Here is a 25,336-nt window from a genome sequence, read left to right as displayed (position 1 = left end):
ATACGTGATACATACATACGAAGAAGCGATAGGGTGGATCCATAGCCGATTGAAATTTGGAATTAAGCCAGGATTAGAAAGAATGAATTGGATGTTAGAAGAACTTGGAAATCCAGAGCGTCATATAAAATGTGTTCATCTTGCTGGTACAAATGGAAAAGGTTCAACGTTAACATATATGCGTTACATGTTAGAAGGCGCGAAATATAAGGTAGGAACGTTTACCTCTCCTTACATCGAATCATTTAATGAACGCATTAGTGTGAATGGAACACCAATTGCAGACGAAGAGATTACTGAACTTGTAAAGCTGGTAAAACCAGTCGTGGAAAAACTAGATGAAACGGATTTAGGGGAAGCGACAGAGTTTGAAATTATTACTGTTATGGCGATTTGCTATTTCGGCAAATTCAATTTCTGTGATGTTGTTTTATTTGAAACAGGGCTTGGTGGACGTTTTGATTCTACCAATGTTATACACCCTGTTCTCACGATTATTACGAATATCGGTCACGATCATATGCATATTTTAGGAAATACACTAGGAGAAATTGCATATGAAAAGGCGGGGATTATTAAGTCTGGCGTGCCGGTAATTACTGGTGTACAAGATGAAGAAGCTTTGCAAGTCATTCAAAATGTTGCAAAGGAAAATCATGCAAACTTATACGAGATGGGCAACCATTTTACAGCATTACATAAACAGTCTAGTGAAGATGGAGAACAGTTCGATTTCACTTGTCCTTTCGCCTCTTTTGAAGATGTGCGAATCACAATGAAAGGCAGCCACCAAGTAGGAAACGCAGCACTTGCGCTTATGGCAGTCATGTATGTAAAAACATACTTATCATTTTTAATTGAGGAAGAAGAAATAAGAACTGGATTACAGGAAGCGTATTGGGTGGGGCGCTTTGAAAAACTGCAAAGTAATCCAGATATTATTATAGATGGTGCTCATAATCCAGAAGGTATCGAAAGCCTTGTGAAAACAGTAGAAGCGCATTACAAAGATAAAAATGTAATAGTGTTATTTACTGCCCTTGGTGATAAACAATTACATAACATGGTAGGCCAATTAGAAACCATTGCAGATGAAATTATTTTTACAACATTCGCCTTTGATCGTGCTATTTCTGCTGATAAGCTTGCATCATATTCACAGAAAGAATCAAAATTAGTTTTTGAAAATTGGAAAGAGGCAATTGATACAAAAGTTGAAATGATAGCAGAAAATGATGTTTTTATCATAACAGGTTCTCTTTATTTCATTTCTGAAGTACGAAAATATATTTGCGAGAAAAACTAGATAGTCTTTGCTATCTAGTTTTTTTGTTCTACAAATGAAGTCAAATGCATACATATAAGATAAATATATAGGGTTATTTGGCGAATTCCTCTGACAAATATCTCGTTTTTTTATGAAATGAATATGATATGATGCGGACAACGATAAGAGGTGAGGTGTGAGTGTATGGACAAGCAATCACGAACGATCTCAGTGAAAGTGAATGGAACAGAAGCGAAGTATGAGGAAAAAAAGAAAGATGAATTTGAATGGATGGTAGTAGAAAGTGAACGACCGAAAAATGTTGTTCCGTTTCAAAAAGCGAAATCAATGTCTGTGGAAAAATACCGAAAGAAGTGGAGTAATACATTAATTGTAATCGTTGCAACTGCAATCATTATCGGTACGGCGTTTGGAATGGGGATGCTTCATTTACTTACTGGACAAGGAACGACAGGAGGAAGTGAAGTGACAGCTTCAAGGCCGACTGGAAATGGAGAATCAAAGGTGGGTGGAACGGCAGAACAAACACCAGCACCGAAAGAAGAAAAACAAAAAGCACAAGCAGGAACGTCATTGGATCCAATGAAATTATTTTTTGTTCAAGGGGGGCTTTATTCTTCTGAAGAAAAGGGACAGGCAGCTCTTGAAGAATGGAAAGGCAATGGGGGCATTGGTGCTTTGAGACCGAGCGGTGATAAGTATGCAATAGTTGTTGGTATTGCTAGCGATGAACAGTCTATAAATCAATTAATGACTAAGTATAAAAATGATGGTGTCTCCGTTTTAAAAAAGAACTGGGATATAACAGATAAAGCATTGCTGAAAGATGATAAAGAAGTAGGAACATTTTTAACAAAAGTGCAGCCATTATACACTCATTTAGCAAAATATGCTTCTAGCGTACAAGTTGGTGGAAAAAGCAGCGCAAAAGATATAGAAGTAATTGAAAAAGAATGGAAAAAGGTTGAAAAAGAAGGGAAAAGTATGAAACAAGAAGAAGCAAAGAAACTGTATATGTATACGTCGGTAGCTGTACAAACAGTAAAAGATGGGAAGATGGATAAGGAATCTTTGGCGAAATTAAATCAAGTTATTATTGATGGTTTACTCTCGTATGAAAAAATTGTTTCGTAGAAAGTGAAATGATAGGATAATAAAATGAGTAAGAAAGAAGTACATGTACTTCTTTCTTTTCTTTTGAATTTAGAGCAAAGTGCTTTCTCTATGACAGGAATATAATCGTATGCAATAAAGAAGTGTTATTTTAGTTAGAGAAATTAATATTTCTTTTATTTGTGGGCAAACTATTCCTTTGATACGATTAATATAAATTGTTCTGCTTCATGTGAGAAAGGAAGGAGAAAATATGAGAAAAATAATTTTAGCTTCAGGGTCACCTCGGAGGAAGGAATTGCTTGAGTTAGCTAGTGTGCCATTTGAAATCGTTGTAAGTGAAGTAGAGGAAACAATTGGTGCATATTCATCGCCTTCTGATATTGTAATGTCGCTTGCCTTGCAAAAAGCATCAGCGGTGGCAGAAAATAATAGTGATCACATTGTGTTAGGTGCAGATACAATTGTTACATATGAGTCGCGTATTCTTGGTAAGCCTTCTAATGAGGATGAGGCGAAAGAGATGTTGCAATTACTATCAGGGAAAACACATGAAGTGTATACAGGTGTTGCAATTATAGCAAAAGAAAAAACGGTTACTTTTTATGAGCGTACAGAAGTTACATTTTGGGAGTTAACAGAAGAGGAAATTGATACATACGTCGCGTCGAAAGAACCTTTTGATAAAGCCGGTAGTTATGGGATTCAAGGTAAAGGATCTATTTTCGTTCAAAATATTCAAGGGGACTACTATAGTGTAGTTGGCTTACCAATTGCACGTCTCGTTCGGGAATTAAAACAATTTGATATTGATGTAACCCATGCGTAAAATTGCATGGGGTTTTCTTTGAGAGAACAAATAAAGGGGTGGAGAGATGAACGGTATTCGTGATGTTGTAAGAGAAGAACAGCCACGGGAGCGTTTATTGTTAGAAGGTGCTGGAAGTTTATCAAATCGAGAGCTTCTCGCAGTGTTACTCAGAACAGGTTCTAAAGAAGAAACAGTTTTAAAGTTGTCAGATAAAATTTTACATCAATTTGATGGCTTACGTATGTTGAAAGATGCAACATTAGAAGAGCTAATTAGTATACATGGTATTGGGATTTCAAAGGCATCGCAACTTATGGCAGCCTTTGAACTAGGCAGAAGAATGGTACGTTTAGAATATCAAAATAGATATAGTATTCGAAGTCCAGAAGATTGTGCGAAATACATGATGGAAGAAATGCGTTTTTTACAACAAGAGCATTTTGTTTGTGTAAATGTAACATAAACACTAATAAAATGCTATATCTAATACTTCTGTAGTTCCATCCTTTTTATCAATTTTGATACTCTCTATAAACATATTCATGAATTGTTTTTTATCTGTTGGAGGTAGGAATGACCAATTGTTTTTAATATTATCTACAATATCTTTTATAACATCACAATCGATTTTTGTATTTTCGATTGGTTTTAAAGCATGTAGTTTTTCGGTCAATTCCTCCAGCATTTTCTTTGTTTCTTTCATTCGATCAGTAAATTCTTCGTCGGTCATTAAATCATTAGACCATGCTTTTTGGAATTTTTCTCTTTGACGTTCTGTTTTGGAAATTTGTTTTTTTATTATTTCAGATTCGTTATCATCTTCTTTTAATAGTGGAATATGTTCGAAACGTAAATCTGAAATATATTTCAAAAAAGCTTTTTCTATTTTCTTTTCACTGGAAGCGAAAGGCTTATTTATTTTATTTAAAGCGCAAGCTTGGCAACGATATTGATTACATTCTATATGTTGATCATCTTTTTTTCTGTAATATCTGGACCTCTCACTACCTAAACGATTACCACAGTTTGGACATACTAATTTCATTTGATAAATAAATATTGAATTACTTTGACGCTTTTTGAAATTTTGACGACTTGAAATGATTTTTTGTAATTTCATAAATCTATCTTTCGTAATAATTCCTGGATGTGCATTCTCTATTATCTCATTAGACCACCTTATCGCTCCGTACATGGCGTGATTAGACAGAATATCTAATATGGTTCGTATATGCCATTTGTAACCTCTTATGGGCTTAATATAGCTGTCTAAATGATTGGCAAGTTGTCTGATAGAGTAACCCTCTTCAATTTTCCTTACCATGTCTAAAACCACTTTACTTTCAATATCATTTATCACAAGTTTACTATGATCGTTTTTATCAAATCCAAAAGGAGCTTTTGCTGAATATTCTCCTTGTCGAGCTTTTTCTAATTGTCCCATTCGTACACGTTCACCTAAATTTTCTCTTTCCCATTGAGCTAATGCGGCAACAATTGTAATAAACATTCTCCCCATAGCTGTGGAAGTATCATAAACTTCTGTTGCTGACTTAAAAGCACAATTGTATTTATCGAATGTATCTAGTAGTTTGTATAGATCCATAACAGAACGTGTTAGACGATCTAGACGATAAACTAAAATAGTATTGATTAATCCTTTTTTGATATGGTCTAACATTATGTTTAATTGTGGACGATTTGTATCTTTTGCTGACACACCTTCATCCACATAGAACTTAAAATTATCCCAATCCTGTGCAATACAATATGCTTTTAATTTTTCACGTTGAGCTGAGATAGAGAAGCCATCTCGCACCTGTTCTTCGGTACTTACTCTTATATAAATTCCAACAGTCACTATTCTCTCTCCTTTAAAAAAGAGGACAGCTAGCAAGGCTGTCCATTAAATTTTTAGCGCTAAAGATCTAATTTATTTAGGTATTAGTCTAATGTAGCTATGTACATCACTACTTTACCGTGTATTTTTATATTCACAGCATCCTCATAAGAAACTGTGTAATCAAAGAAACGATTGTCATATGAATCTGGTCGGAAAATTATTCGCTTATTCTCCTTATCATTAAAGAAACGTTTTACAGAATAATCGCAGCCGTTACTAAAAACAACTATGTCATTATCGTAAAGATCTTCTAAAGTAACTTCTTTTACGGCAATCAAAGAGGTATGTGGAATAACTTTATTCATCGAGTCACCATTAACACGAGTCATAAAAATATCTTCCCTACCTGCCCATTTCCCCATTAATGCATCGGGAATATGTATAGTTTCCAAATCCATTTCTGTCATTCCATCAATTTCTAGAGGTAAACCAGCTGAAATTGCAGTTGGAACATAAGTATATGAAGATTCACTTATTAAAGAAATAGTTGGAGTATTCGTCTTATACACTTCATTTGTTGGTGGGAACAAATCATTAATAGATATATCCAATGCTTGTGCTATTGCAAATAGTACATCTTGTTCAGGTTCGTTTGTCCCATTTTCATAAGATGAAATTGTATTATGTTTTTTTCCTATTCGTAATCCCAATTCTTTTTGTGTCATTTTCTTTAGTTTCCTAAAGTTTTTAATTTGTTTACCAACATATTTAGAAACATCTTGTTTCATGAAGTTTCACCTCCTTTCAGACTCTATTATATCATATTTCATGAAGTTTTAAACTAAAAATTTCATGAAACGAGAAAATAATAAATAAATTTCATAAAATATGAAAATAAATGTTGAAATATGTCAAAACTTCATGTAATATGAAAATCGTTAGCGAGGAGGTGGGAACATTGCAAGACAATCTAATAAAGTTGCGTATGTATAATAGGTTAAATCAACAGGATATGGCTGATTTAATAGGAGTTGATAAAAGAACATATGTCAACAAAGAGCATGGGGTTACTCAATTTAAGGCGAATGAAATGTTTTTAATTGCTCAAAAGTTTGGCAAAGGAATTGAAGAAATTTTTTTGCCAACTAACTTCATGAAATATGAAGTTTTTGAGAGGGATGGTATCAATGAAGCGAACAGTGTTGGATAATCCACCAAGTGAAGAAACTAAGTTGAAAATGGTTGAATTTTTAATGAAAACAATGGTTCCTCGTGTATTAGCTGCTCGTAAAGCAGAACAAGAGAAAAAGGAGCGTGACCAATCATGAACGGAGTATTATCCGCAAGTAAATTAATGAAAGCTTCAGAGGTTGTAAAAAGATGTGCTGAAGCGAAGAACAGCCCTGCGCAAATGTTCGTGGAAGAGATGAAAAGAAGGCGTGAATTAAGTGAAATGAACCGTAAGGTTTCATCTCGAAGGGAGGTGAGTTAATTGGAAAATGAGGTTAAAAAAAGAACTGATTTAATCGGTTTAACAGGATCTGTTACAAGGAATTTAACTATTATTGATGCGCAGGAATATCCAACTGGAGTTTCTGTTCGTGTAAGTGACAATATGGGTGAAGAATACAACATGGATTTAGAAGATGTTGATTTGGATTAAAGAGAAACCGCCAGTTGGGGCTGACGGTCTAATAAAAACATATTTCTTGGTCATTATAGCATGAATTGACTTTGTGTAAAGGAGTGAAAGGCATGATAGTAAATAAACCACAATTTGATACGGAAAACATTAAAAGTGGTACCGCATATTGGTTGAGTAAATACAACTACAGCAGACGTACAGAAATTAGTACACCTTGCATCGTTAAATTTGTAAAACCATTAAGTATTGTAGTCGGTTTTTACAATGAAAAAAATAAGGGGTTTGAAGAATTAACGATTGATATAAAAAGTATTGTTGATGAGACGTTTGAACTTACTCCAATGACGATCAAGGAGGACCTGAAATGAATGATAAACCAATTGATGAATTAGTTGCAGAAAAGGTCATGGGATGGATTAAACCACCTGAAACATCAATCCTTAAATCAATGTGGGTTTCTAAGCCAATAGGTATGGTTCATCGTGAATTACCTAAATTTAGTATGAATATGGAAGATGCATGGTTAGTTGTTGATAAATTACAAGAGTCATTTAAATCAGTGGAAATATTTATTGAAGACAGAATGACAAATGTGATTATAACTGAACATTTCCCAAGTGGACATCTAAAAGATAAATATCAGGGATATGAAAGAACTGCTCCTTTAGCTATTTGCAAAGCTGCATTAAAAGCTGTAGGGGAGGAATGGCAGTAATGGATATTAAAGTGATTGAAGAATATATACAAGCTATTAATTCAGCAGAAAATCATGGAATCTTGAATGTCTTTGGAAACGAAGTGCAAGTAACTGATGAATTGTTTGAAGAACTTCTTAACGAAAAAGGAGATTTGGAAGTAGTAACACGTGAGTGTTCTGATTATCCTTTTCGAGCTAACTTCAAGCGAAACGGCATAACTTATTATTCTATCCACACTGAAGAACAAATAAAAAATATCTTTGGAGGTAATATCGATGAATGCATTACAACAAAATGAATTATTAGAAGTAGATGAATTACAAGATACGGAGCAACAATTTGAAATTACGGATATTGATGGTTTCAACTGGTCGTTACGTAAAATCAGTGCTCTTAAAGAAAAGGAAAAAGAAATCACAACGTTAGCAAATTCTGAACGTAACCGTATTACTGAGTGGGAGCAAAATGAGTTGAAGCCTATCCACAATAGTATTTCATTCTTTGAAAATCATATCCGACGTTATCATGTGGAACAACTTGCAGCAGATCCAAAACAGAAAACAATTAGTACGCCTTATGGTAAATCAAAAACTCGTAAGAGTAGTGAAGCACTGGAAAAGGCTGATGAAACCAAACTATTGGATTATGCCATTGAAAATGGACTTGATGATTGCATTAAAACCGAAATCAAATGGGGAGAGTTAAAGAAGAAATTCAAAATCAAGAAAATCGGTGATGAAAAAGTAGTTGTAGATGAGGATGGACAAATTGTTCCAGGGGTGACGATTAAGCCAGAGATGATTTCTTACAGTGTGGAGGTTTAATAAAAATGGCTAAAGTAAAAATTGAATTAGATGTAGATTGGTTAGAAGAAGGTGAAAATCTTGATGAATTAATCAAAAGTCAAGTTATTACGGGCTTACAGGATAGATTGATTCAAAAAGCAGAACAAAAGGTTTTAGCGAAAATCGAACGTGAAGTTGAGGAAAAGGCAAATGAGGTTATAGATAATTTTATTCATGGAGCTTTGGAAAAGAAAATCGATGAATTAAAAATACCATATAAGAAAAATGGTTGGGGATCAGAAGTGGAATTAATGCCGATCAGTGAGTTTATTGGTATGAGGTATGAACGATATCTGACTGAAAAAACACTTGATGAAAATGGCCGAGAGGCTAAGTACTCAGGTGATAGAAAGTTATCCATAAGCGAGTATTTTATTCAAAACTATCTTGCTAAGGAGCTTACTTCTAAAGTTAGCACGATGATTCAAACTGCAAGAAAAGATGCAGAGGAAACAATAGTTAAGGCGCTTGAAAACAATCTAAAAGAACAGTTATCCGTTGATATTATTCAAAGGCTTAATATTCCACAGATGCTAGAGAGTCTGCAAAGTAAAGCTACAGAATTAGATATTAAAGAATAGGAGGGAGATTTATAAATGAAAATCAAAAACGGTACTGAAATTACGAAAAGTAATAATGCAAAAATTATCATGTATTCAAAACCGGGTGACGGTAAAACGACGGTTGCTGGGTTGCTACCAGGAAAAACATTAGTTCTTGATATTGATGGAACAAGCCAAGTTTTAGAAGGATATGAAAATGTAGATGTAGCGGAGATTGATGAAAGTAATCCACATGATAGCATTTTACAATTTTATGGACATGCTAAAGCGAACATTAATAAATACGACAATATCTTTATCGATAACTTAACGCATTATCAAAAGTTATGGTTATTGAAGAAAGGTGAAAATACAAAAAGTGGTATGCCTGAATTGAAGGATTACGCTTTACTAGATAACCATCTTTTAAAGTTAGTAGAAACATTTAAAACTTTAGATGCAAATATCATTTTTACCGCTTGGGAAACAACGCATACTATTACACATGAAAATGGGCAGCAGTACACTCAATTTATTCCGGATATTCGGGATAAAATTGTTAATCATATTTTGGGTGTTGTTAGTGTTGTTGCTAGGTTAGTGAAAAAAGCAGATGGTACACGGGGATTTGTCCTAGAAGGCGACCAAAGTACTTATGCTAAGAATCATTTGGATCAGCGTAAAGGCTGCGTACAAGGTGAATTAATAGTGTCATCTACAAATGAAAAAATAGGGGGAAGTAAATAATGAGTTTCAAAATTAATTTTGATGAAGAAAATGTATCACAAGGGTTTGGCTTAGTAGAGGAAGGTAAATATGAAGTTACGATTATTACTGCTGAAGCAAAAGAATGGCAAGGTCAATATTCTATCGGATTTGATGTAGAAATCCGTTCAGATATTGAACAAAAACATCAAGGAGCAAAAATCTTATATAACACGCTATATCTAACTAGCAGTATTCCAGATTACAAAGAAGACACTGAAAGGAAACGTAACTCATTCTTGAAAGCTTGTGGCTACACAGGTAAACAAGATTTAGATTTAGCTGTTGTTGTACGTGAGATTGTAGGTAAAACAGTTTTAGCTTATGTAAAACACGAAACAAATAAGGATGATAAAACATTTGCTAAAGTCAAGTTTGTGGCACCATCGAATGTAACGCCACCAGAACCAAGTGGACCACCAATTACTGTTGGCGATGATGATTTACCATTCTAAAGAACTAAATAGAGAGGTTGGTTTTACCGACTTCTCTTTTTTATACCCTAAAAAGCTAATTGGAGGGCGCAATGAAAGAAAATCCATACAATTTTAATGAAATTCCTACTGAGTTAAAAGCCCTTCCGCAATGGATATTATGGCGTAAGGAAAAAAGAAATGGCAAACCAACAAAGGTTCCATATCAAGTCACTGGTGAAATGGCGCAAGCTAATAATAGACGTACTTGGTCAACGTTTGCAACAGCAGTTAAATTCTATTTAGAAGGTGACTATGACGGGATAGGCTTTGTATTCAGTAAGCAGGATAAGTATATAGGAGTCGATATTGATAAGTGTGTTGTAGATGAAAAAACAAATGCATTTGCAACAGAGATTATTGATACATTAGATAGCTATACAGAATTTTCGCCGTCAGGAAATGGGATTCACATCATTATCAGAGGTGGTCTTCCACAATCAGTTTTAGGTACTGGACGAAAAAATACAAAGCATGGTTTAGAAATTTATTCATACGGCCGCTTCTTTACTTTTACTGGAAATCGTGAGAATTCCAATGATGTATACGAGCGAACGGATGAACTAGCTGAAGTATTTGAAAAATATTTTGATGATAGCGACATTCAAGGTCGTGTAAATTTAGCAGAGTTTGAAAAAGATGAAATCAAAATTTCGAACGATGCTCTATGGGAAAGAATGTTTAGAAGTAAGAATGGTGATGAAATTCGTTCGTTATACAATGGCAACTTAATAAATAATGACCATTCGGCAACTGATCTTGCTTTATGTAATCACTTAGCTTTTTGGACAGGTAAATCAGCAACTCGAATGGATACGATGTTTCGTGAGACTAGCTTAATTCGTGATAAATGGGATGTTATCCATTTTAGTGATACAAACGAAACGTACGGTGAAAGAACGATTGCAACGGCTATTTCATCGACATCCACAACTATTTTAGATAACAAACAACAATTCGAAGAATTTTCATTTGATTTTATTAATGAAGATGCGGTTGAAGTTGTGGAGGACAAACCGAAAAAGAAATTCCGTTTAACTGAATTAGGAAATGCTGAACGTATCGCATATGAATATGGGCATGTGATTAAATATGTTAGCGACATTGGTTGGTACATTTGGGACGGCAAACGATGGAAGTTGGATACGAAAAAAGAAATTGAAAGAATTACAGCAAAAGTACTTAGAAGTCTTTATAAATCAGAAGATGAATTAGAAACAAAATGGGCTCGGATGTGTGAACGAAGAAACATCCGAATGAATAGCATCAAGGACCTTATGCCATTAGTACCAGGAGAACGTGAGGAATTTGATAAGTATAAATATTTATTCAATGTTGAGAACGGAATTGTTGATTTGAAAACAGGGAAGCTGCAGCAACATGATCGTGAACTTGGTTTAACTAAAATTACTAATGTTTCATTTGATGAAAACGCAAAATGTCCAACATGGTTGGCATTCTTAGATCAAATATTCTTAGGTGACCAGGATCTAGTGGAGTATATGCAAAGGCTTATAGGTTATAGCTTAACAGGTGATATTTCAGAGCAAATCATGATGTTCTTAGTTGGTGGTGGTTCGAATGGTAAATCAACATTTATCAATACTATCAAAGACTTACTTGGCGAATATGGAAAGCAAGCAAAGTCAGATACATTCATTAAGAAAAAAGATACCGGTGCAAATAATGATATCGCTCGGCTTGTTGGGGCGCGGTTTGTAAGTGCCATTGAAAGTGAAGAAGGAGAAAAGCTTTCTGAGTCATTTGTTAAACAAATTACAGGTGGCGAGCCAGTATTAGCACGATTCTTGAGACAAGAATATTTTGAGTTTATTCCGGAATTTAAAGTATTCTTCACGACAAATCATAAGCCAGTAATTGGCGGCCTAGATGAAGGGATTTGGCGACGTGTTAAATTAATTCCTTTTAACTTGAATCTACCATCTCATAAACGAGATAAAAGATTACCTGAAAAGTTATCACTAGAAATGCCAGGTATTTTAAATTGGGCAATTGAAGGCTGCATGAAGTGGCAGCAGGGAAGGTTAAAAGAGCCGAAGGTCGTAGCAGAAGCGACTGGGAAATATAAAGACGATATGGATATCTTAGCGCCATTCCTTGATGAAGTTTGTTATGTAGATGAGCGTGAAAATGAATCAATCACGATTGAAGCTAAAGAACTATACAACGTTTATGAAAGATGGTGCTTTAATTCTGGCGAACGAGCTTTGGGAAATAGATCATTTTATCGGATGTTAGAAACAAAAGGATTTGGAAAAACGAAAGGCTCTAAAAACAGAACGTTTCTTACAGGAATTACCTTAAATGAACGCAAGCCTGTTACTAAAGGTGTTACTGAAAACAATAAAAACGGCAAATTTAAGGTCACTCAGTAACCTTTTTGTTACTTTAATAACCCTTTTTGATTTTTAATAACCCTCTATAAATTCAGTTATATCAAGGGTTTAGGTTATATCTTATAGTTATTTTGTTATTTTGGTTATTGGGATTCTATATAAATAAAAAAATAAAAAATAAAAATATATATATTAGGAGTCGTAATACCTAAACACCGATAACTTTAATAACAGTTTTGGTGTAATCCCTTGTGGCTGTAAGGTTCGAGTGGGTTATTAAAGAAATTCTTTAGTAACAATTGAGGGTTTTTAAGTAACTTTTTCATTTTTTAATAACCCGAAGGGAGTTTCTTCGAAAAATGAAAGTACTACTAATTTTAAGTTTAATTTGGAAATCAGGTGCAAATATCTATCTTGATGAAAAAGATAATCAAGTTGCGATAAAAAAACAAAATTTAATTCCAACGGAAGTAATGAAAGCTGCTGAACAAAACTATCAAGCTATTTATGATTGGTTTCAATCTTGGAAAGATGAGAGTGCGGAGAAAATTACGTTAATGAAGATATTTCATCATTTTTGTGGGTGGAAACATAATCAAAAATTACACAATTGGTTAGTTGAAGAAGAAGATTCATTGCAACTGTTTTATGAGTGGACGATTGTCCTTGCTAATAACGGTTGGACAGATGTTTATGAGGATCATCGTCAATTTGAAAATGATGAATCAAATGCAATGGCAAGAAAGATATATGAACGTGCGGTTTTATATGCAAGGAAAGGAGCATGAGGATGAGATATCAATTTCGAGTTTGGAATGTAATGAGTAAAAAAATGATGGAATGGGGAGAAATTTTTGATTTACCAGCATGGGAGATTTTCCCGGGAACGCCAGAACAACGACCATTTAATGTTATGCAATACACAGGGTTAAAAGATAAGAACGGCAAGGAGATTTATGAAGGAGATATTCTTGACTTATCTTTGGATGAAAAAAGTGTTCTGCGATGTGAAATTGTTTATCAAGCCCCATCATTTTGTCGAAAGTGGCATGATGCAAATACAATCCATTTGAGACAAAGAGAAATAGAGCCTATGGCATGGAATACTCACATTCTTTATAAAGTCATCGGAAATATATACGAAAACCCAGAGTTACTGGAGGAATCAAAATGATTCGTTTCCATTACACAGATAAAGAAATAAACAACATTCTTAAAACACTCACAATCGTTATTGATACAAGAGAGAAACAGAATCAACATATTCGTGATTATCTAGTTCAAAAAGATGTATCAGTTAAAATACAAAAATTAAATCATGGGGATTACAGTTGTATGGTGCCGAAAAATGAAGAATTGGGTATCTCCCGTGATATTTATTTAAATAGTTTCATTGAAAGAAAAAATGGGGTAGACGAAATCACAGGTAATTTACAGAAAGACACCCAACAGGCATTTATTAACGAGTTAATAAGGGCGCAAGAGAGTAAGTTTGTATTATTTGTGGAAGAACCTGACTTTGATGAAAAAATAGCGAAGGGGATGTATCGAAGTAGATACGATCCGAAAGCTTTAAAAGGTCGATTGGAAAGTCTTAAAGCAAAATACAACTTTGAAATAGTACCAATGAGCAAAAATATGATTGGTCACAATATTTATCACAGATTTTATTACCAGGCAAAATACTATCTGAAAACAGGAGCTTTTTAATATGGCATATTCTCGTGAAGAGCAAGAAACTACAATGGTTTTTGACAATAGTACAGGTCAGTGGAGTGTTTACTCTACTGTTCCTAAACACATTCGAAAACTAAATAATTTGTGTGAGTTAAAAACATTAGAAGAAGAGGACGGAAGACCGATAGCGGTTAAGGGGATTCTTCAAGAAAAACAGGTAACAATGAAAAATTTACGAGTTATGACAGAAGAGCAAAGACAGAAAGCGGCCGAAAGACTTTCTAAGGCTAGAAATGCACTAAAATAACAGGAAAACTTTAGTTCTAATATCAATCTAATATAAAAGGAGTCGGAAGACATGACAAAGGTAAAATTGAACGTTTTATTTAAGAAAATGCAAAAGGATGATAAAAAGGAAGTTTTAATGTTCCATGTATTAAGTGATGAATTGCCACATGCTGATGATCTACTAAAAATGCCAGGTACAATTGTATATCTAGCTGTGGAGAAAAGTGAAGTTGAACCAATCGGTGCCGAGTTCGCAAATATTCAACGTGATAGCAAGAAAACAGCAATTAAATTAAATGTAAAAAGTGATGCGAAAGGCGTAGTAAATCAGCTTTATCCTTTCGCTGGTGGAAATGTTGATATCATTCTTGAGCCTTCTCAAATGTCTATTGATGAGTTTTATGAGGAACCGCATGAAGGCATGGAATACAACGTTAAACAGGACGGAACAACGGAAGTTGCTCCTGGTCAATTAAAGATTGTAGATGAAGAAACGATTGCTGAATAAACATATATCCTGGGCTTCGGCTCAGGATATTAATACAATTTGAATTTTTGTAAAGAAATAATGAGGAGGAATCAGAATGACTTATGAAGTTATAGATTATTGTGCTAGGTGCGAAGAAAAAATAGAGAACTGTGAATGCGAATGTAGAAAGTGTGATGAGTGGCTGCATGATTGTAAATGTGAAGAAAAGTAAATGGGAGTATTAACCGAATGCAATCGACACGTTTCGACATATAAATGACCGTCAGAATCATAGTAATTTGAAGTTGTTTTTCTTTCTTAATACAAATAGGTGTACAAGTGTTAAAACGTCTTAGAAAGGAAAATAAACGAGTTTTATGAGATTTATAGTTTTTAAGTAGAAAGTAGGTGAATCATCATTTGTTTGACTGGCTAAAAGATTATCAGAAATTAGAAGAAGATATTGAGTACTTAGATTACAACTTAGATAAAACAAAAGCTGAATTAAAACGCTGGGTCAGTGGTGATTTGCGAGAGGTACGTTTAACCGCTGAATCGGAAGGTGCAAAGGTAGAAGAACGTATTGAAGCAATTGAATATGAATTAGGACATAAGATGAATGCGATGCATGATTTATTGAAATTGATTAGTAAGTTTAAAGGATTAGAAAATAAATTATTAAAAATGAAGTATGTGGACGGTATGACATTGGAAGAAATAGCGGAGAACATGAATTACAGTTCTAGTTATATCTATAAGAAGCATGCTGAAATAATAAGAAGAATAAAGTTTGCTGAGGAACTTGCACTTTACTGACACCCAGTTTTATGAATGTTAACTCTTGAAAATATCGATTATATTAATAACATAAGAAATTGACGAAAGGGCAACTGGTGCACGGTTGCTCTTTTATTGTCGAATAAAGGAGAACTATCGAACTAGAAAAATATTACCTTCTATCAGATAATGTAGATAGGGGGTGTAGGAAATGCAGTTAAAACAAATTGGTGATAGTAAGTTTTCGGATGTAGGTTATGTTTCTCATAGCGGTCATATAAAAGAAGCGGTCTATGAATGCCCATGCGGTAAAGGGAAAGTTTACTACGAAAGAGATGATATTCCTGGCTTCAAAGGAACTCATATCACTTGTAATTGTGGAGAGTGTAACAAGAAATATACTTTCCAAAGAGGTGGTATTACAGAGTTAAAATAAGTTATTTTTAAGTCACATCTAAAGGTGTGGCTTTTTATTATAAAAAATATATAGGTGGTGTTAAGTAAATGATTACTGAAATAAGAAAAACAATATCTGGTACAGAGTATTGGGATAACAAAGAAAAACGAAGTCTATTTGTTCCAACTGGTGAAGAACCAGGATTTGAAGTTACTGTTAATCCTGAGAGTATGATCCTGGGCATGGACTTATCAAATAAACCTGATAAGACAGTAGTTAATTTAAATGGTATGACAGTGAAACAATTACATGATTATGCTGCATCGATTAATGTTGAGATTCCAGCTGATGTTAAAAAGAAAGAAGACATCATTGATTTACTATCATGAAGTACTGTGCTGAGCAAGGCTGCAAGACATTAATCGATAAAGGACGATACTGTCTCAATCATAAACGTAAACAGAAGAAGACAGTTGTGTATTCAAAGAACAGATCATTCTATCGTACAAAAGCTTGGCAAGATTTAAAGTCATTCTGTTATCAAAGAGACAAAGGATTGTGTCAACGATGTGGAAGGTTTGTGTTTGGTAAGCAAGCACATCATCATCATATTGTTCCAATTAAAATCAATCCTTCATTAAGATTAGATCCAGATAATATCGATACACTTTGTTCTAAGTGTCACCCGATTGTAGAAAGAGAAACAAATGAAAAATACCAGGAAAAGAAAAAGTTCGACTGGAAACTATAAGCCCCCCTATCAAAAAAAGAAACGCTGGCCTTATGGGGGGATAGGGAGTGGGGGTGCAAACGCGCACCTCAAAATGATTTTTTGAAAAAAATTCGTTTTTTTAGGTGGTGATTTAAGGAATGGCCAGAAAATCGAAGGTCGTAATTGAAGCTGAAAAGAAAAAAGAATTAGAAGCGCAGCGTATTATGAATGTTTTGGTTGAAGCCGGAACTTATTCGCCAGCGCTTGATCCATTGATTGAAGTTTATCTTGATGCAGTTGAGATATACAGCGTCAAATATGGGTTGTGGAAGAATTCAAACTTTCCAACAGTCCAAAAAACCAAGAATGTAAATGGTGATGTGAAGGAATCAAAGCATCCGTTAGCTCAACAAGTAGAAGTTTGGTCTAAACAAAAAGCAAAGTATTTGGGGCAATTAGGACTGGACGGAAAGAACAAAGATTTAATTAAAAAAAGTGGGGTTCTTCTCGAAAAAGGAAAAGCAGAGAAAGAGTCCACTGAGCCTACTGATAACAACAAATTATTGCAGTTTAGGAAGATGAAAAGTCGATGATTGATTTTGAAACAAATTACGCTGATATATTCGTTTCGGAAGTAGATGCAGCCCCGCACTTATATCCTGATTCTATTAAATTAGCAATCAAACGATATAAGAAATGGAAGAAACGAAAAGATATTTGGTTTGATGTTGAAAAAGCAAATGCGATGATTTATTTCACAGAAACATTTTTAAAACATGCAAAAGGTAAATGGGCAGGGCAGCCGTTAATTTTAGAGTCCTGGCAAAAGTTTTACTTTGCTAACATTTATGGTTGGCAAAAATATAATGAAGATGGTAAAGCGGTGCGAGTAATTCGTACGGCTTATTTGCAGGTTCCAAAGAAAAACGGAAAAACAATTATGGGCGGTTCACCAGTCATTTATGCGATGTACGGAGAAGGTGTAAAAGGCGCTGATTGTTATATTTCCGCTAATACTTTCGAACAATGTCAAAATGCAGCTGGTCCGATTGCTTTAACGATTGAAAACAGTCCTGATTTACGTCCGGATACGCGTATCTATAAAGGCAAAGAAGATACGATTAAGTCGGTTAAATACACATTTGTGGAAGACGATATTAAATATGCAAATGTAATTAAAGTTCTTACGAAAGATAATGCTGGTAACGAAGGTAAAAACCCGTATATCAATTATTTTGATGAAGTTCATGCTCAGATGGACCGTGAACAATACGATAACTTACGTTCAGCGCAAATCGCTCAAGAAGAACCACTCAACATCATCACTTCCACAGCAGGAAAGAATACCGGCTCTCTTGGAACTCAAATTTACACTTATGCAAAAGAAGTTTTGAAGGATGATAAAGATGATTCCTGGTTCATGATGATCTATGAGCCGAACAAAAAGTTTGATTGGACAGACCGTGACGTTTGGCGAATGGTTAATCCAAATATGGATGTATCGGTTAACATGGAGTTTCTTGAGAATGCATTTAAAGAAGCTCAAAACAATAGCTTTAATAAGGCGGAATTCTTATCAAAGCATTTGGATGTTTTCGTTAATTATGCAGAAACATATTTCGATAAAGACCAACTGGATAAAATGCTTGTGGATTATTTAGGTGATATTGAAGGATTAACTTGTGTTGTCGGTGTGGACTTATCAAGGCGCACGGATTTAACTTGTGTATCAATAAATATTCCAACATACGATGATGAAGGGAATGCGATATTAATCGTTAAACAAATGTATTTTATTCCGGAGTTTGGAATCGAAGACAAAGAGCAGCAAAGAAACGTTCCGTATAGAGCATTAGCTGAAAAAGAATTTGTGACAATTTGTCCTGGAAAAACAGTCGATGAAGAAATGGTAAATCAGTATGTGGAATGGGTATTCGAGAACTTTGATTTACGTCAAATAAATTACGATCCAGCTCTGGCTGAAAAGCTTGTTGAGAAATGGGAAATGCTCGGAATTCAATGTGTGGAAGTTCCACAGTACCCAACTCACATGAATGAACCGTTTGATGACTTTGAAATTTTATTACTCCAGGACCGAATTAAAACGGACAATCCTTTACTTATTTTCTGTGCAAGTAACGCGAAAATAATTACAAACATTAATAATTTAAAAACACCATCTAAACGTAAATCACCGGAGCATATCGATGGATTTGTGGCCATGTTAATTGGCCATAAAGAAACGTTGAATATGATGGAAGATGCTATTCCTGATGGAGAGTATGATGAATATTTAGATGATATTTATAGATAGAAATATTTTACTATATAGTATTGAGTTTTCTTTGCTATGATATAGGAAAGGAGATGACTTAATGTAATGTATTTGGTAAATATTTTTTTTGATAACAAAGATAATTTTCAATGGGCTAGTATAGCAGCATTTATAGCTTTTATTGGGAGTTGTGCAAGTGTATGGATAGCGTGGCTTAATAATAAAAATACTATAGATAAACAAGAACGGATGAGCCAAGCTAACCTTGATTTACAAGAGAAGATGAACAAGATTAACTTTAAGGGAAATGTAGTATCTAAAGCCAGAATTGAATGGATTCAGGAAGTGAGAAAAAAGAGTGTAGACTTTATGTCTGCGTGTTACAACTTATTTGAATTCCTTAGTTCATTTGAAGTGGCTCCAGCAAAAAGTGAAGAATTTTTAAAGTTAAAAAGTGAAGTTGAAAAGCATGGAACTTTGTTAATCTTATATTTTGGCCCAGATTCTAATAAGAATAATGAATTGATTGTATCTATAGTTGCTAATATACTGGAACGAACGAGAAATAAGAGTGGTTGGTATGATGTAATGGAACTTCCAGCACTTGCTGATCAGGTTGACGTGTTAAGAGACTTTCTTAGAATTTATTTTAAGGTAGAGTGGAAAAGAGCCAACGGTGAAATAAAAGATTCCCAGGTTCAAGAGTATCTTGAAAAAGATGATATATATATAAGGATAATGAGAATCTTTAGTGATTCGTTGGAGAATCATGGGGAGTGGACGGAGAGTTTTTATAATGAATTAGAAGAAAGGTATATAACTAAAGAGCCCTAAGCATGGCGATAAACGGCTTCTTTTTTATACCTGAAAGGCGGTGAGAAATTGGGTTTAAGGAATAGGTTTTCAAATTTTTTAATTAGACAAGCTGAAAAGCGCGGTTTGTTTGAAGATATTTTCAATAACGTTGTTCGTTATGGTGGTAGATATGCAGGTGATGATCATATCTTGGAATCTAGTGATGTTTATGAATTGCTACAAGATATAAGTAATCAAATGATGTTGGCTGAGATTATTGTGGAAGACAAAGACGGTAAGGAAATTAAAAATGATTCAGCTCTTAAAGTTTTAAAAAATCCAAACAATTATCTTACACAGTCTGAGTTCATTAAATTAATGACTAATACTTATTTGCTTCAAGGTGAGGTTTTCCCAGTGTTGGATGGTGATCGATTACATTTAGCATCTAATGTTTATACAGAATTGGATGATAAATTGATAGAACATTTTAAAGTAAACGGAGAAGAAATTCCATCATTCATGATTCGTCATGTGAAAAATATTGGTGCTGATCATCTAAAAGGAAAAGGTATTCTTGATTTGGGTAAAGATACACTTGAAGGTGTTATGTCAGCCGAGAAAACTTTAACTGACAAGTATAAAAAAGGTGGATTACTAGCATTTTTACTTAAGTTAGATGCGCATATTAATCCACAGAACGGTGCACAGTCCAAATTAATTAAAAAGATTTTAGATCAACTGGAATCCATCGATGATGCAAGGTCAGTTAAAATGATTCCACTCGGAAAAGGATATTCAATAGAGACGCTTAAAAGCCCGCTAGATGATGAAAAGACCTTAGCATATCTAAATGTATACAAAAAGGATTTAGGTAAGTTTTTAGGCGTAAATGTGGACACATATACGGCCTTGATTAAGGAAGACCTTGAGCAAGCAATGATGTATTTGCATAACAAGGCAGTTAGACCGATAATGAAAAACTTTGAAGACCATTTGAGTCTTCTTTTTTTCGGAAAAAATTCGGATAAACGTATTAAATTCAAGATAAATATCCTTGATTTTGTTACTTATAGCATGAAAACAAACATTGCTTACAACATTGTTCGGACAGGAATTACTTCACCAGATAATGTTGCGGATATGCTTGGATTCCCTATGCAAAATACACCTGAGTCACAAGCGATTTATATTTCAAACGACTTATCAAAAATTGGTGAGAAACAAGCTACAGATGATTCACTGAAGGGAGGTGATGGAAATGGCAAAGACAAAGGAAACACGGACATTTGACATCACCAAATTAAGTACCAGGGATGCTACGGAAGAACAACCTTCCAAGATAACTGGTTATGCAGCCGTATTTAATTCAAAGACAACTATTGGTGGCTGGTTTGATGAAGTTATTGAACCTGGTGCATTTGCTCGTTCTCTTTCTGAGAATAGTGATATTAGAGCATTATTCAATCACAACTGGGATAATGTCCTGGGAAGAACAAAAAGTGGTACTTTGCGACTGGAAGAAGATGAAAAAGGTCTGAAATTCGAAATTGAATTACCTAATACGTCTGTTGGTCGAGATTTAGCAGAAAGTATGTCCAGGGGCGATATTAACCAATGCTCATTTGGATTTTGGATAACAGAAGAAAATTGGGATTACAATGTTGAACCAGCATTAAGGACCATTAAAGAAGTAGAACTTTATGAAATATCGGTTGTTTCAATACCAGCTTATGACGATACGGAAGTATCTTTAGTTCGCAGTAAAGAGATTGGTAAAGAAATAGAGCAACGAATGAAAATGATCAAACAAATAAATCAAATCCTGGGGGAAAAGTAAAATGAACAAACAATTATTATTAGCATTACAAAAACGAAGCAATGAAAGATTAGTGGAATTACGTACACAGGTTGAGAATCCTGAATTACGTGCTGAAGACTTACCAGCAATTCAAGAAGAAATCGATGAAATTAACAAGCAATTACAAGAAGTTGCGGATGCTTTAGCTAACCTTGAAGATGATGGTGAAGGTGACGAAGGTGAGGGTTCTGGTGAAGGTGATGAAGGTGGTTCTTCTGGAGATGAGGGCTCATCCGGATCTGGAGAAGGTGGAGAAGGAAGATCTGGAAACCCAGAAGGGAATGCAGGTGTAAGTCCGGAACAACGTCAAGCAGCAATGGCAGCTATTAAATCGGCATTATCTACTCGTAATGCAAAATCAAATAAAGCGAAGGAAAAAGAAATACGCTCAGCTTTTGCTAACTTTGTTGTTGGTAACATTTCAGAAATGGAAGCACGTGCATTAGGTATCGAAGCAGGTAATGGCTCAGTTACAGTTCCAGAAGTCATTGCTAGTGAAATTATTACTTATGCTCAAGAAGAAAACTTCTTGCGTCGACTTGGCCAAGGTGTAAAAACAACTGGTAATATGAAATATCCAATTCTAGTTAAGAAGGCTACAGCGCAAGGTCATAAGAAAGAACGTACAGGTTCAAATCCAATCCCTGAAACAGACATCGAATTCGATGAAGTATACCTTGAACCCACAGAATTTGATGCATTAGCAACTGTAACGAAAAAATTATTAAAACAATCAGGTTTACCAATTGAACAAATTGTCATGGATGAATTAAAGAAAGCTTATGTTCGTAAAGAAGTCCGTTATATGGTTCATGGCGACGAAACTGATAATGTCAATCCAGGGGCACTAGCTAAAAAAGCAGTAGAGTATAAACCGACAGCAGAAGATGTTGAATTATATGATCAACTTGTTTCAATGAAAAATAGTGTGCCAAAAGTTGTTCGTAAAAAAGCCCGTTGGGTGCTTAATACAGCAGCGATTACAAAAATTGAGAAGATGAAAACTAAAGATGGTTTCCCATTATTAAAACCTTTAGAACAAGCTCAAGATGGTTGTGATTATAAATTGTTAGGCTATCTGGTGGAAGAAGAGGAAGAAATCAGTAAAGAAGGACAAGAAGATACACCTGTTTTCTATTTTGGTGACTTCTCTTCATTCAAAATTCAAGATGTTACTGGTTCATTAGAATTAGAAGTATTAAGAGAATTATTCACTAATACAAACCGAGTAGGATTTAAGTTGTATTCATTACTTGATGCTCAACTAATCTATTCACCATTTGAACCAACTATTTATCGTTATGAAGTAAAAGTTTCTACTGGAGCTTAATATGGATGATTTAATTAGCACATTTAAAGAACATATAAGATGGGATGAGGGTATGGATGATTCTATGCTCTCATTTTATTTGAAACAAGGACAAAATTACGTTCTCAAGGCAACTGGCGAGCAAACAGAATATCTAGTTATTATGTGCGCTGGTATTTTTTATGAGTATCGTGTATCCGAAAAAGAATTGAGTGCAGCTTTAGATGCAATGACACCTTTCTTTGTCCAGGAGGTATTTAGTGATGCCGAAGAGATTGAGTAATAACAGAAAACATCGAATAACTTTTATTAAAACTGAGACGAGTAAAGATGACTTGGGGCAGGTTATCGATGAGAAAGATGTTGATCATGCTATTTGTTGGGCAGATATTAAAACAATGCTAGGTAAAGAATATTTTGCGGCGGCAGCATCTCAAGCGGAAAGAACGTACCGTTTTATTATTCAATATCGACCTGACATTGAAACAACTATGAAAATTAAGTTTAAAGGACGTATTTTTGACATAACACATCCTCCAATTAATGATAGCGAAAGTAATGAAACGCTCACTATTATTGCTCAAGAGCGTGTGTGAGGTGAAGTTTAATGGGAAGTATCGATAGTCTATCAGCTGATATTGCAAGAGAGTTGCAGCGATATGCGAATGTTGTTGAAGAGGAAATTGAGGTTGCAAAGGAAAAAGTAGCGGATGCCCTAGTTGAAGAATTAAAGCAAAAAAGCCCTAAAGATACGGGTAAATATGCTAAAGGTTGGCGTAAAAAGAAAATGGGAGATGCAATTATTGTTCACAATGCAACGAAGCATCAGGTTGCACATTTATTAGAATTTGGCCATGCGAAAGCCAATGGAGGGCGTGTTCCACCAAAAGTTCACATTGCTCCGGCTGAAGAGCATGCGATTAATGATTTCGTTGAGCGTGTGGAAAGGGCGGTTCAACAATGACATTAGGTGAATTAAAGAAAATTCTAGATGCTACAGGATATCCTGTGGCCTATTCGCATTTCACAGCAACACCAACTAATCCAGTTCCAGCGCCACCTTATATTTGTTTTCTTGTGGACGGATCGGCAAATTTAATGGCCGATAACAAGGTCTATCACAAGATAAATGACTTAAATATAGAGCTTTATACAACTAGAAAAGATTTAGTTGCAGAAGCCAAACTTGAAAAGGTCCTAGATGATAATGAAATACCATACGATTCGCCATTCGAAGGGATTATTGAATCTGAAAAAATGTATCAAAAATTTTATGAAATGAGGTTGATATAAATGGGTGAGAACAAAGTTACTTTCGGTTTAAAAAATGTTTATTATGCATTGTATGAAATTTTAGATGGGGTAGTAAAATTTAAAACTCCAATTCCGATTCCAGGAGCTGTTGAACTAACATTAGATCCACGAGGTGATTTAATTGAGTTCTATGCTGATGACATGCTTTACTACTCAGCAAGTAATAACCAAGGCTATGATGGTGCATTAAATATCGCTACAATTCCAGAAAAATTTGCTGTAGATGTTTTAGGTGAAGAGTTAGATGAAGTAGACGGTGTACTAAATGAACTAGCTGATGCCAAAGGAAAACAATTTGCATTGTTATTTGAATTTGATGGAGATGAAAAAGCGACTCGTCATGTTCTATTTAACAATTCAGCAAGTCGTCCTACAGTTGCATCTAAGACGAAAACAAATTCAGCTGAACCAAATACGAATGAACTTAAATTTGTTTCTAGTCCAATTGATATTAATGGAAAACGTATGGTTAAAACGAAAACTACATCTAAAACAACACAAGCAGTTTATGATAATTGGTTCAAAGAAGTATATACAAAAAAATCAGTAGAGATACAAAAGGGAGCGTAAGTGAGTGGAAAAGACAATTACAATAGACGGAAAACAAGTCCGATTAAAAAGTACAGCAGCTACTGTTAAACGATATAAAGCGCAATTCAGACGTGATTTATTTGCTGATATGTTTAAGTTAGGGATTTTGTCTCCTTCAAATCCTCAAGAGGGCTCACTAGCTACTATTGATTTAGCTAATGCAGATTTAAGTAAGCTAGATTTTGAAGTTGTATATGATTTAGTTTGGTTGTATGCGAAAACAGCAAATCCAGAAATTTCCGAACCAATTACATGGTTAGACGGTTTTGATGAATTCCCTATTTCGGATATTATTCCGGAAATTATGGATATGATTCAAAGTACAATGGGAGCAAAAAAAAAATAAACAAAAGTAATGGAGAGCAAGGAACATTCAGTGATGAAGAATTAACCACTGATACGTTCCTTGCTCTTTGTTATAAAGCGAAATTAACGCATTGGGATCTGGACGTCATGACAATTGGTGATTGCTTTGATTACATTGCTGAATT

Annotated in this window: 38 protein-coding genes and 1 pseudogene; 37 read left to right on the top strand and 2 right to left on the bottom strand. The window is 34.6% G+C overall.

The window, feature by feature from the left end; translation table 11 throughout:
- The first annotated feature begins 4 nt into the window (after positions 1-4).
- From folC to V7S45_RS22070, 4 genes and pseudogenes are all read left to right on the top strand, one after another.
- Positions 5-1,306 (top strand): bifunctional tetrahydrofolate synthase/dihydrofolate synthase, encoded by a 1,302-nt coding sequence (gene folC / locus V7S45_RS22085; protein ID WP_000582039.1) that lies wholly within the window; start codon positions 5-7, stop codon positions 1,304-1,306.
- Positions 1,307-1,471: 165 nt separating this feature from the next.
- On the top strand, positions 1,472-2,422 hold the full coding sequence (locus tag V7S45_RS22080) for a stage II sporulation protein B (protein ID WP_000361009.1): 951 nt from the start codon (positions 1,472-1,474) through the stop codon (positions 2,420-2,422).
- Positions 2,423-2,654: 232 nt separating this feature from the next.
- Positions 2,655-3,230, top strand: coding sequence for a Maf family protein (locus V7S45_RS22075; RefSeq protein WP_001226290.1), 576 nt, complete (start codon positions 2,655-2,657; stop codon positions 3,228-3,230).
- A 46-nt stretch (positions 3,231-3,276) separates the two neighbouring features.
- Positions 3,277-3,663, top strand: a pseudogene (locus V7S45_RS22070) (UPF0758 domain-containing protein); the annotation flags it as partial.
- 15 nt (positions 3,664-3,678) lie between these two features.
- On the opposite strand, the gene V7S45_RS22065 reads toward V7S45_RS22070, so the two are convergent.
- Positions 3,679-5,073, bottom strand: coding sequence for a recombinase family protein (locus V7S45_RS22065; protein ID WP_342761489.1), 1,395 nt, complete (start codon positions 5,071-5,073; stop codon positions 3,679-3,681).
- An 83-nt stretch (positions 5,074-5,156) separates the two neighbouring features.
- Complete coding sequence (locus tag V7S45_RS22060) at positions 5,157-5,843, bottom strand: XRE family transcriptional regulator (protein WP_074642906.1); 687 nt, start codon at positions 5,841-5,843, stop codon at positions 5,157-5,159.
- A gap of 170 nt (positions 5,844-6,013) precedes the next feature.
- Between V7S45_RS22060 and V7S45_RS22055 the strand changes: the two genes are divergently transcribed.
- The 33 genes from V7S45_RS22055 to V7S45_RS21895 all read left to right on the top strand — a co-directional run bounded on the left by V7S45_RS22055 (position 6,014) and on the right by V7S45_RS21895 (position 25,191).
- Positions 6,014-6,265, top strand: coding sequence for a transcriptional regulator (locus tag V7S45_RS22055; protein ID WP_074642902.1), 252 nt, complete (start codon positions 6,014-6,016; stop codon positions 6,263-6,265).
- Positions 6,243-6,383 (top strand): hypothetical protein, encoded by a 141-nt coding sequence (locus V7S45_RS22050; RefSeq protein WP_171840937.1) that lies wholly within the window; start codon positions 6,243-6,245, stop codon positions 6,381-6,383. Before V7S45_RS22055 ends, V7S45_RS22050 begins: the two co-directional genes overlap by 23 nt.
- On the top strand, positions 6,380-6,547 hold the full coding sequence (locus V7S45_RS22045; RefSeq protein WP_342761488.1) for a hypothetical protein: 168 nt from the start codon (positions 6,380-6,382) through the stop codon (positions 6,545-6,547). Before V7S45_RS22050 ends, V7S45_RS22045 begins: the two co-directional genes overlap by 4 nt.
- On the top strand, positions 6,548-6,718 hold the full coding sequence (locus tag V7S45_RS22040) for a hypothetical protein (protein ID WP_165365583.1): 171 nt from the start codon (positions 6,548-6,550) through the stop codon (positions 6,716-6,718).
- 92 nt (positions 6,719-6,810) lie between these two features.
- Entirely contained in the window at positions 6,811-7,068 is a 258-nt protein-coding gene (locus V7S45_RS22035; protein WP_342761487.1) for a hypothetical protein, read from the top strand.
- Positions 7,065-7,415 carry a hypothetical protein gene (locus tag V7S45_RS22030; RefSeq protein WP_342761486.1) on the top strand — a complete coding sequence of 117 codons (351 nt, stop codon included), beginning with the start codon at positions 7,065-7,067 and terminating at the stop codon, positions 7,413-7,415. Before V7S45_RS22035 ends, V7S45_RS22030 begins: the two co-directional genes overlap by 4 nt.
- Positions 7,415-7,696 (top strand): hypothetical protein, encoded by a 282-nt coding sequence (locus tag V7S45_RS22025; RefSeq protein ID WP_327869400.1) that lies wholly within the window; start codon positions 7,415-7,417, stop codon positions 7,694-7,696. Before V7S45_RS22030 ends, V7S45_RS22025 begins: the two co-directional genes overlap by 1 nt.
- Entirely contained in the window at positions 7,674-8,222 is a 549-nt protein-coding gene (locus V7S45_RS22020) for a host-nuclease inhibitor Gam family protein (RefSeq protein WP_342761485.1), read from the top strand. Before V7S45_RS22025 ends, V7S45_RS22020 begins: the two co-directional genes overlap by 23 nt.
- A 5-nt stretch (positions 8,223-8,227) precedes the next feature.
- On the top strand, positions 8,228-8,824 hold the full coding sequence (locus V7S45_RS22015) for a hypothetical protein (protein WP_325856855.1): 597 nt from the start codon (positions 8,228-8,230) through the stop codon (positions 8,822-8,824).
- A gap of 15 nt (positions 8,825-8,839) precedes the next feature.
- Positions 8,840-9,532 (top strand): AAA family ATPase, encoded by a 693-nt coding sequence (locus V7S45_RS22010; RefSeq protein WP_000694784.1) that lies wholly within the window; start codon positions 8,840-8,842, stop codon positions 9,530-9,532.
- A complete protein-coding gene (locus V7S45_RS22005; protein WP_000008625.1) occupies positions 9,532-10,005 on the top strand; it encodes a DUF669 domain-containing protein in 474 nt (157 codons plus the stop codon). Before V7S45_RS22010 ends, V7S45_RS22005 begins: the two co-directional genes overlap by 1 nt.
- Before the next feature lie 71 nt (positions 10,006-10,076).
- Complete coding sequence (locus tag V7S45_RS22000) at positions 10,077-12,419, top strand: phage/plasmid primase, P4 family (protein WP_325856856.1); 2,343 nt, start codon at positions 10,077-10,079, stop codon at positions 12,417-12,419.
- A 320-nt stretch (positions 12,420-12,739) separates the two neighbouring features.
- Positions 12,740-13,168, top strand: a complete 429-nt coding sequence (locus V7S45_RS21995) for a hypothetical protein (protein WP_325856857.1) — start codon at positions 12,740-12,742, stop codon at positions 13,166-13,168.
- Between the two features lie 2 nt (positions 13,169-13,170).
- Positions 13,171-13,554, top strand: a complete 384-nt coding sequence (locus V7S45_RS21990; RefSeq protein WP_044796177.1) for a YopX family protein — start codon at positions 13,171-13,173, stop codon at positions 13,552-13,554.
- A complete protein-coding gene (locus V7S45_RS21985; RefSeq protein WP_044796176.1) occupies positions 13,551-14,090 on the top strand; it encodes an ERCC4 domain-containing protein in 540 nt (179 codons plus the stop codon). The genes V7S45_RS21990 and V7S45_RS21985 overlap by 4 nt, the downstream gene beginning before the upstream one ends.
- Before the next feature lies 1 nt (position 14,091).
- On the top strand, positions 14,092-14,364 hold the full coding sequence (locus V7S45_RS21980) for a hypothetical protein (protein WP_086390976.1): 273 nt from the start codon (positions 14,092-14,094) through the stop codon (positions 14,362-14,364).
- 51 nt (positions 14,365-14,415) lie between these two features.
- On the top strand, positions 14,416-14,853 hold the full coding sequence (locus V7S45_RS21975; protein WP_342761484.1) for a hypothetical protein: 438 nt from the start codon (positions 14,416-14,418) through the stop codon (positions 14,851-14,853).
- Positions 14,854-15,234: 381 nt separating this feature from the next.
- Positions 15,235-15,630: an ECF-type sigma factor gene (locus V7S45_RS21970; RefSeq protein ID WP_342761483.1), complete on the top strand. Its 396-nt coding sequence runs from the start codon at positions 15,235-15,237 to the stop codon at positions 15,628-15,630.
- Positions 15,631-15,802: 172 nt separating this feature from the next.
- Entirely contained in the window at positions 15,803-16,027 is a 225-nt protein-coding gene (locus V7S45_RS21965) for a hypothetical protein (protein ID WP_342761482.1), read from the top strand.
- 68 nt (positions 16,028-16,095) lie between these two features.
- Positions 16,096-16,377, top strand: coding sequence for a hypothetical protein (locus tag V7S45_RS21960; RefSeq protein WP_342761481.1), 282 nt, complete (start codon positions 16,096-16,098; stop codon positions 16,375-16,377).
- Positions 16,374-16,739, top strand: a complete 366-nt coding sequence (locus tag V7S45_RS21955) for an HNH endonuclease signature motif containing protein (protein WP_000872542.1) — start codon at positions 16,374-16,376, stop codon at positions 16,737-16,739. The genes V7S45_RS21960 and V7S45_RS21955 overlap by 4 nt, the downstream gene beginning before the upstream one ends.
- Positions 16,740-16,858: 119 nt before the next feature.
- Positions 16,859-17,293 carry a P27 family phage terminase small subunit gene (locus tag V7S45_RS21950; protein WP_060851541.1) on the top strand — a complete coding sequence of 145 codons (435 nt, stop codon included), beginning with the start codon at positions 16,859-16,861 and terminating at the stop codon, positions 17,291-17,293.
- Complete coding sequence (locus tag V7S45_RS21945; protein ID WP_342761480.1) at positions 17,290-19,014, top strand: terminase TerL endonuclease subunit; 1,725 nt, start codon at positions 17,290-17,292, stop codon at positions 19,012-19,014. The genes V7S45_RS21950 and V7S45_RS21945 overlap by 4 nt, the downstream gene beginning before the upstream one ends.
- A 66-nt stretch (positions 19,015-19,080) precedes the next feature.
- On the top strand, positions 19,081-19,809 hold the full coding sequence (locus V7S45_RS21940) for a hypothetical protein (RefSeq protein WP_342761479.1): 729 nt from the start codon (positions 19,081-19,083) through the stop codon (positions 19,807-19,809).
- A gap of 48 nt (positions 19,810-19,857) precedes the next feature.
- Positions 19,858-21,063 carry a phage portal protein gene (locus V7S45_RS21935; protein ID WP_342761478.1) on the top strand — a complete coding sequence of 402 codons (1,206 nt, stop codon included), beginning with the start codon at positions 19,858-19,860 and terminating at the stop codon, positions 21,061-21,063.
- Entirely contained in the window at positions 21,032-21,610 is a 579-nt protein-coding gene (locus tag V7S45_RS21930; RefSeq protein WP_042596662.1) for an HK97 family phage prohead protease, read from the top strand. Before V7S45_RS21935 ends, V7S45_RS21930 begins: the two co-directional genes overlap by 32 nt.
- 1 nt (position 21,611) lies before the next feature.
- Positions 21,612-22,961: a phage major capsid protein gene (locus tag V7S45_RS21925; RefSeq protein WP_342761477.1), complete on the top strand. Its 1,350-nt coding sequence runs from the start codon at positions 21,612-21,614 to the stop codon at positions 22,959-22,961.
- 1 nt (position 22,962) lies between these two features.
- Positions 22,963-23,223: a head-tail connector protein gene (locus V7S45_RS21920; RefSeq protein WP_060851546.1), complete on the top strand. Its 261-nt coding sequence runs from the start codon at positions 22,963-22,965 to the stop codon at positions 23,221-23,223.
- Complete coding sequence (locus V7S45_RS21915; RefSeq protein ID WP_342761476.1) at positions 23,204-23,536, top strand: phage head closure protein; 333 nt, start codon at positions 23,204-23,206, stop codon at positions 23,534-23,536. Before V7S45_RS21920 ends, V7S45_RS21915 begins: the two co-directional genes overlap by 20 nt.
- Positions 23,537-23,547: 11 nt before the next feature.
- Positions 23,548-23,904 carry an HK97 gp10 family phage protein gene (locus V7S45_RS21910; RefSeq protein ID WP_000534732.1) on the top strand — a complete coding sequence of 119 codons (357 nt, stop codon included), beginning with the start codon at positions 23,548-23,550 and terminating at the stop codon, positions 23,902-23,904.
- A complete protein-coding gene (locus V7S45_RS21905; RefSeq protein WP_060851549.1) occupies positions 23,901-24,233 on the top strand; it encodes a hypothetical protein in 333 nt (110 codons plus the stop codon). Before V7S45_RS21910 ends, V7S45_RS21905 begins: the two co-directional genes overlap by 4 nt.
- Positions 24,234-24,824, top strand: coding sequence for a major tail protein (locus V7S45_RS21900; RefSeq protein WP_060851550.1), 591 nt, complete (start codon positions 24,234-24,236; stop codon positions 24,822-24,824). It begins immediately after the preceding gene.
- Between the two features lie 4 nt (positions 24,825-24,828).
- Entirely contained in the window at positions 24,829-25,191 is a 363-nt protein-coding gene (locus V7S45_RS21895) for a hypothetical protein (RefSeq protein ID WP_342761475.1), read from the top strand.
- The last annotated feature ends 145 nt before the right edge of the window (positions 25,192-25,336 follow it).

It is taken from the genome of Bacillus sp. BR3(2024) (assembly GCF_039134555.1).
GTDB lineage: Bacteria > Bacillota > Bacilli > Bacillales > Bacillaceae_G > Bacillus_A > Bacillus_A cereus.
Note: the sequence above shows the minus strand (reverse complement) of the source record. Positions and strands in the feature narration are given on the sequence as shown.

Bases quoted from the DNA above. Each gene is read 5' to 3' on its own strand.
- V7S45_RS21905 (WP_060851549.1), top strand. From the start codon at position 23,901: ATGACATTAGGTGAATTAAAGAAAATTCTAGATGCTACAGGATATCCT.
- V7S45_RS21925 (WP_342761477.1), top strand. From the start codon at position 21,612: ATGAACAAACAATTATTATTAGCATTACAAAAACGAAGCAATGAAAGA.
- V7S45_RS22025 (WP_327869400.1), top strand. From the start codon at position 7,415: ATGGATATTAAAGTGATTGAAGAATATATACAAGCTATTAATTCAGCA.
- V7S45_RS22020 (WP_342761485.1), top strand. From the start codon at position 7,674: ATGAATGCATTACAACAAAATGAATTATTAGAAGTAGATGAATTACAA.
- V7S45_RS21985 (WP_044796176.1), top strand. From the start codon at position 13,551: ATGATTCGTTTCCATTACACAGATAAAGAAATAAACAACATTCTTAAA.
- V7S45_RS22075 (WP_001226290.1), top strand. From the start codon at position 2,655: ATGAGAAAAATAATTTTAGCTTCAGGGTCACCTCGGAGGAAGGAATTG.
- V7S45_RS21915 (WP_342761476.1), top strand. From the start codon at position 23,204: ATGCCGAAGAGATTGAGTAATAACAGAAAACATCGAATAACTTTTATT.
- V7S45_RS21975 (WP_342761484.1), top strand. From the start codon at position 14,416: ATGACAAAGGTAAAATTGAACGTTTTATTTAAGAAAATGCAAAAGGAT.
- V7S45_RS22045 (WP_342761488.1), top strand. From the start codon at position 6,380: ATGAACGGAGTATTATCCGCAAGTAAATTAATGAAAGCTTCAGAGGTT.
- V7S45_RS21910 (WP_000534732.1), top strand. From the start codon at position 23,548: ATGGGAAGTATCGATAGTCTATCAGCTGATATTGCAAGAGAGTTGCAG.
- V7S45_RS22000 (WP_325856856.1), top strand. From the start codon at position 10,077: ATGAAAGAAAATCCATACAATTTTAATGAAATTCCTACTGAGTTAAAA.
- V7S45_RS22010 (WP_000694784.1), top strand. From the start codon at position 8,840: ATGAAAATCAAAAACGGTACTGAAATTACGAAAAGTAATAATGCAAAA.
- V7S45_RS22015 (WP_325856855.1), top strand. From the start codon at position 8,228: ATGGCTAAAGTAAAAATTGAATTAGATGTAGATTGGTTAGAAGAAGGT.
- V7S45_RS21995 (WP_325856857.1), top strand. From the start codon at position 12,740: ATGAAAGTACTACTAATTTTAAGTTTAATTTGGAAATCAGGTGCAAAT.
- V7S45_RS21940 (WP_342761479.1), top strand. From the start codon at position 19,081: ATGTATTTGGTAAATATTTTTTTTGATAACAAAGATAATTTTCAATGG.
- V7S45_RS22035 (WP_342761487.1), top strand. From the start codon at position 6,811: ATGATAGTAAATAAACCACAATTTGATACGGAAAACATTAAAAGTGGT.
- V7S45_RS22005 (WP_000008625.1), top strand. From the start codon at position 9,532: ATGAGTTTCAAAATTAATTTTGATGAAGAAAATGTATCACAAGGGTTT.
- V7S45_RS21920 (WP_060851546.1), top strand. From the start codon at position 22,963: ATGGATGATTTAATTAGCACATTTAAAGAACATATAAGATGGGATGAG.
- V7S45_RS21955 (WP_000872542.1), top strand. From the start codon at position 16,374: ATGAAGTACTGTGCTGAGCAAGGCTGCAAGACATTAATCGATAAAGGA.
- V7S45_RS21945 (WP_342761480.1), top strand. From the start codon at position 17,290: ATGATTGATTTTGAAACAAATTACGCTGATATATTCGTTTCGGAAGTA.
- V7S45_RS22030 (WP_342761486.1), top strand. From the start codon at position 7,065: ATGAATGATAAACCAATTGATGAATTAGTTGCAGAAAAGGTCATGGGA.
- V7S45_RS21950 (WP_060851541.1), top strand. From the start codon at position 16,859: ATGGCCAGAAAATCGAAGGTCGTAATTGAAGCTGAAAAGAAAAAAGAA.
- V7S45_RS21960 (WP_342761481.1), top strand. From the start codon at position 16,096: ATGATTACTGAAATAAGAAAAACAATATCTGGTACAGAGTATTGGGAT.
- V7S45_RS21930 (WP_042596662.1), top strand. From the start codon at position 21,032: ATGGCAAAGACAAAGGAAACACGGACATTTGACATCACCAAATTAAGT.
- V7S45_RS21980 (WP_086390976.1), top strand. From the start codon at position 14,092: ATGGCATATTCTCGTGAAGAGCAAGAAACTACAATGGTTTTTGACAAT.
- V7S45_RS21990 (WP_044796177.1), top strand. From the start codon at position 13,171: ATGAGATATCAATTTCGAGTTTGGAATGTAATGAGTAAAAAAATGATG.
- V7S45_RS22080 (WP_000361009.1), top strand. From the start codon at position 1,472: ATGGACAAGCAATCACGAACGATCTCAGTGAAAGTGAATGGAACAGAA.
- V7S45_RS22050 (WP_171840937.1), top strand. From the start codon at position 6,243: ATGAAGCGAACAGTGTTGGATAATCCACCAAGTGAAGAAACTAAGTTG.
- V7S45_RS21965 (WP_342761482.1), top strand. From the start codon at position 15,803: ATGCAGTTAAAACAAATTGGTGATAGTAAGTTTTCGGATGTAGGTTAT.
- V7S45_RS22060 (WP_074642906.1), bottom strand. From the start codon at position 5,843: ATGAAACAAGATGTTTCTAAATATGTTGGTAAACAAATTAAAAACTTT.
- V7S45_RS21900 (WP_060851550.1), top strand. From the start codon at position 24,234: ATGGGTGAGAACAAAGTTACTTTCGGTTTAAAAAATGTTTATTATGCA.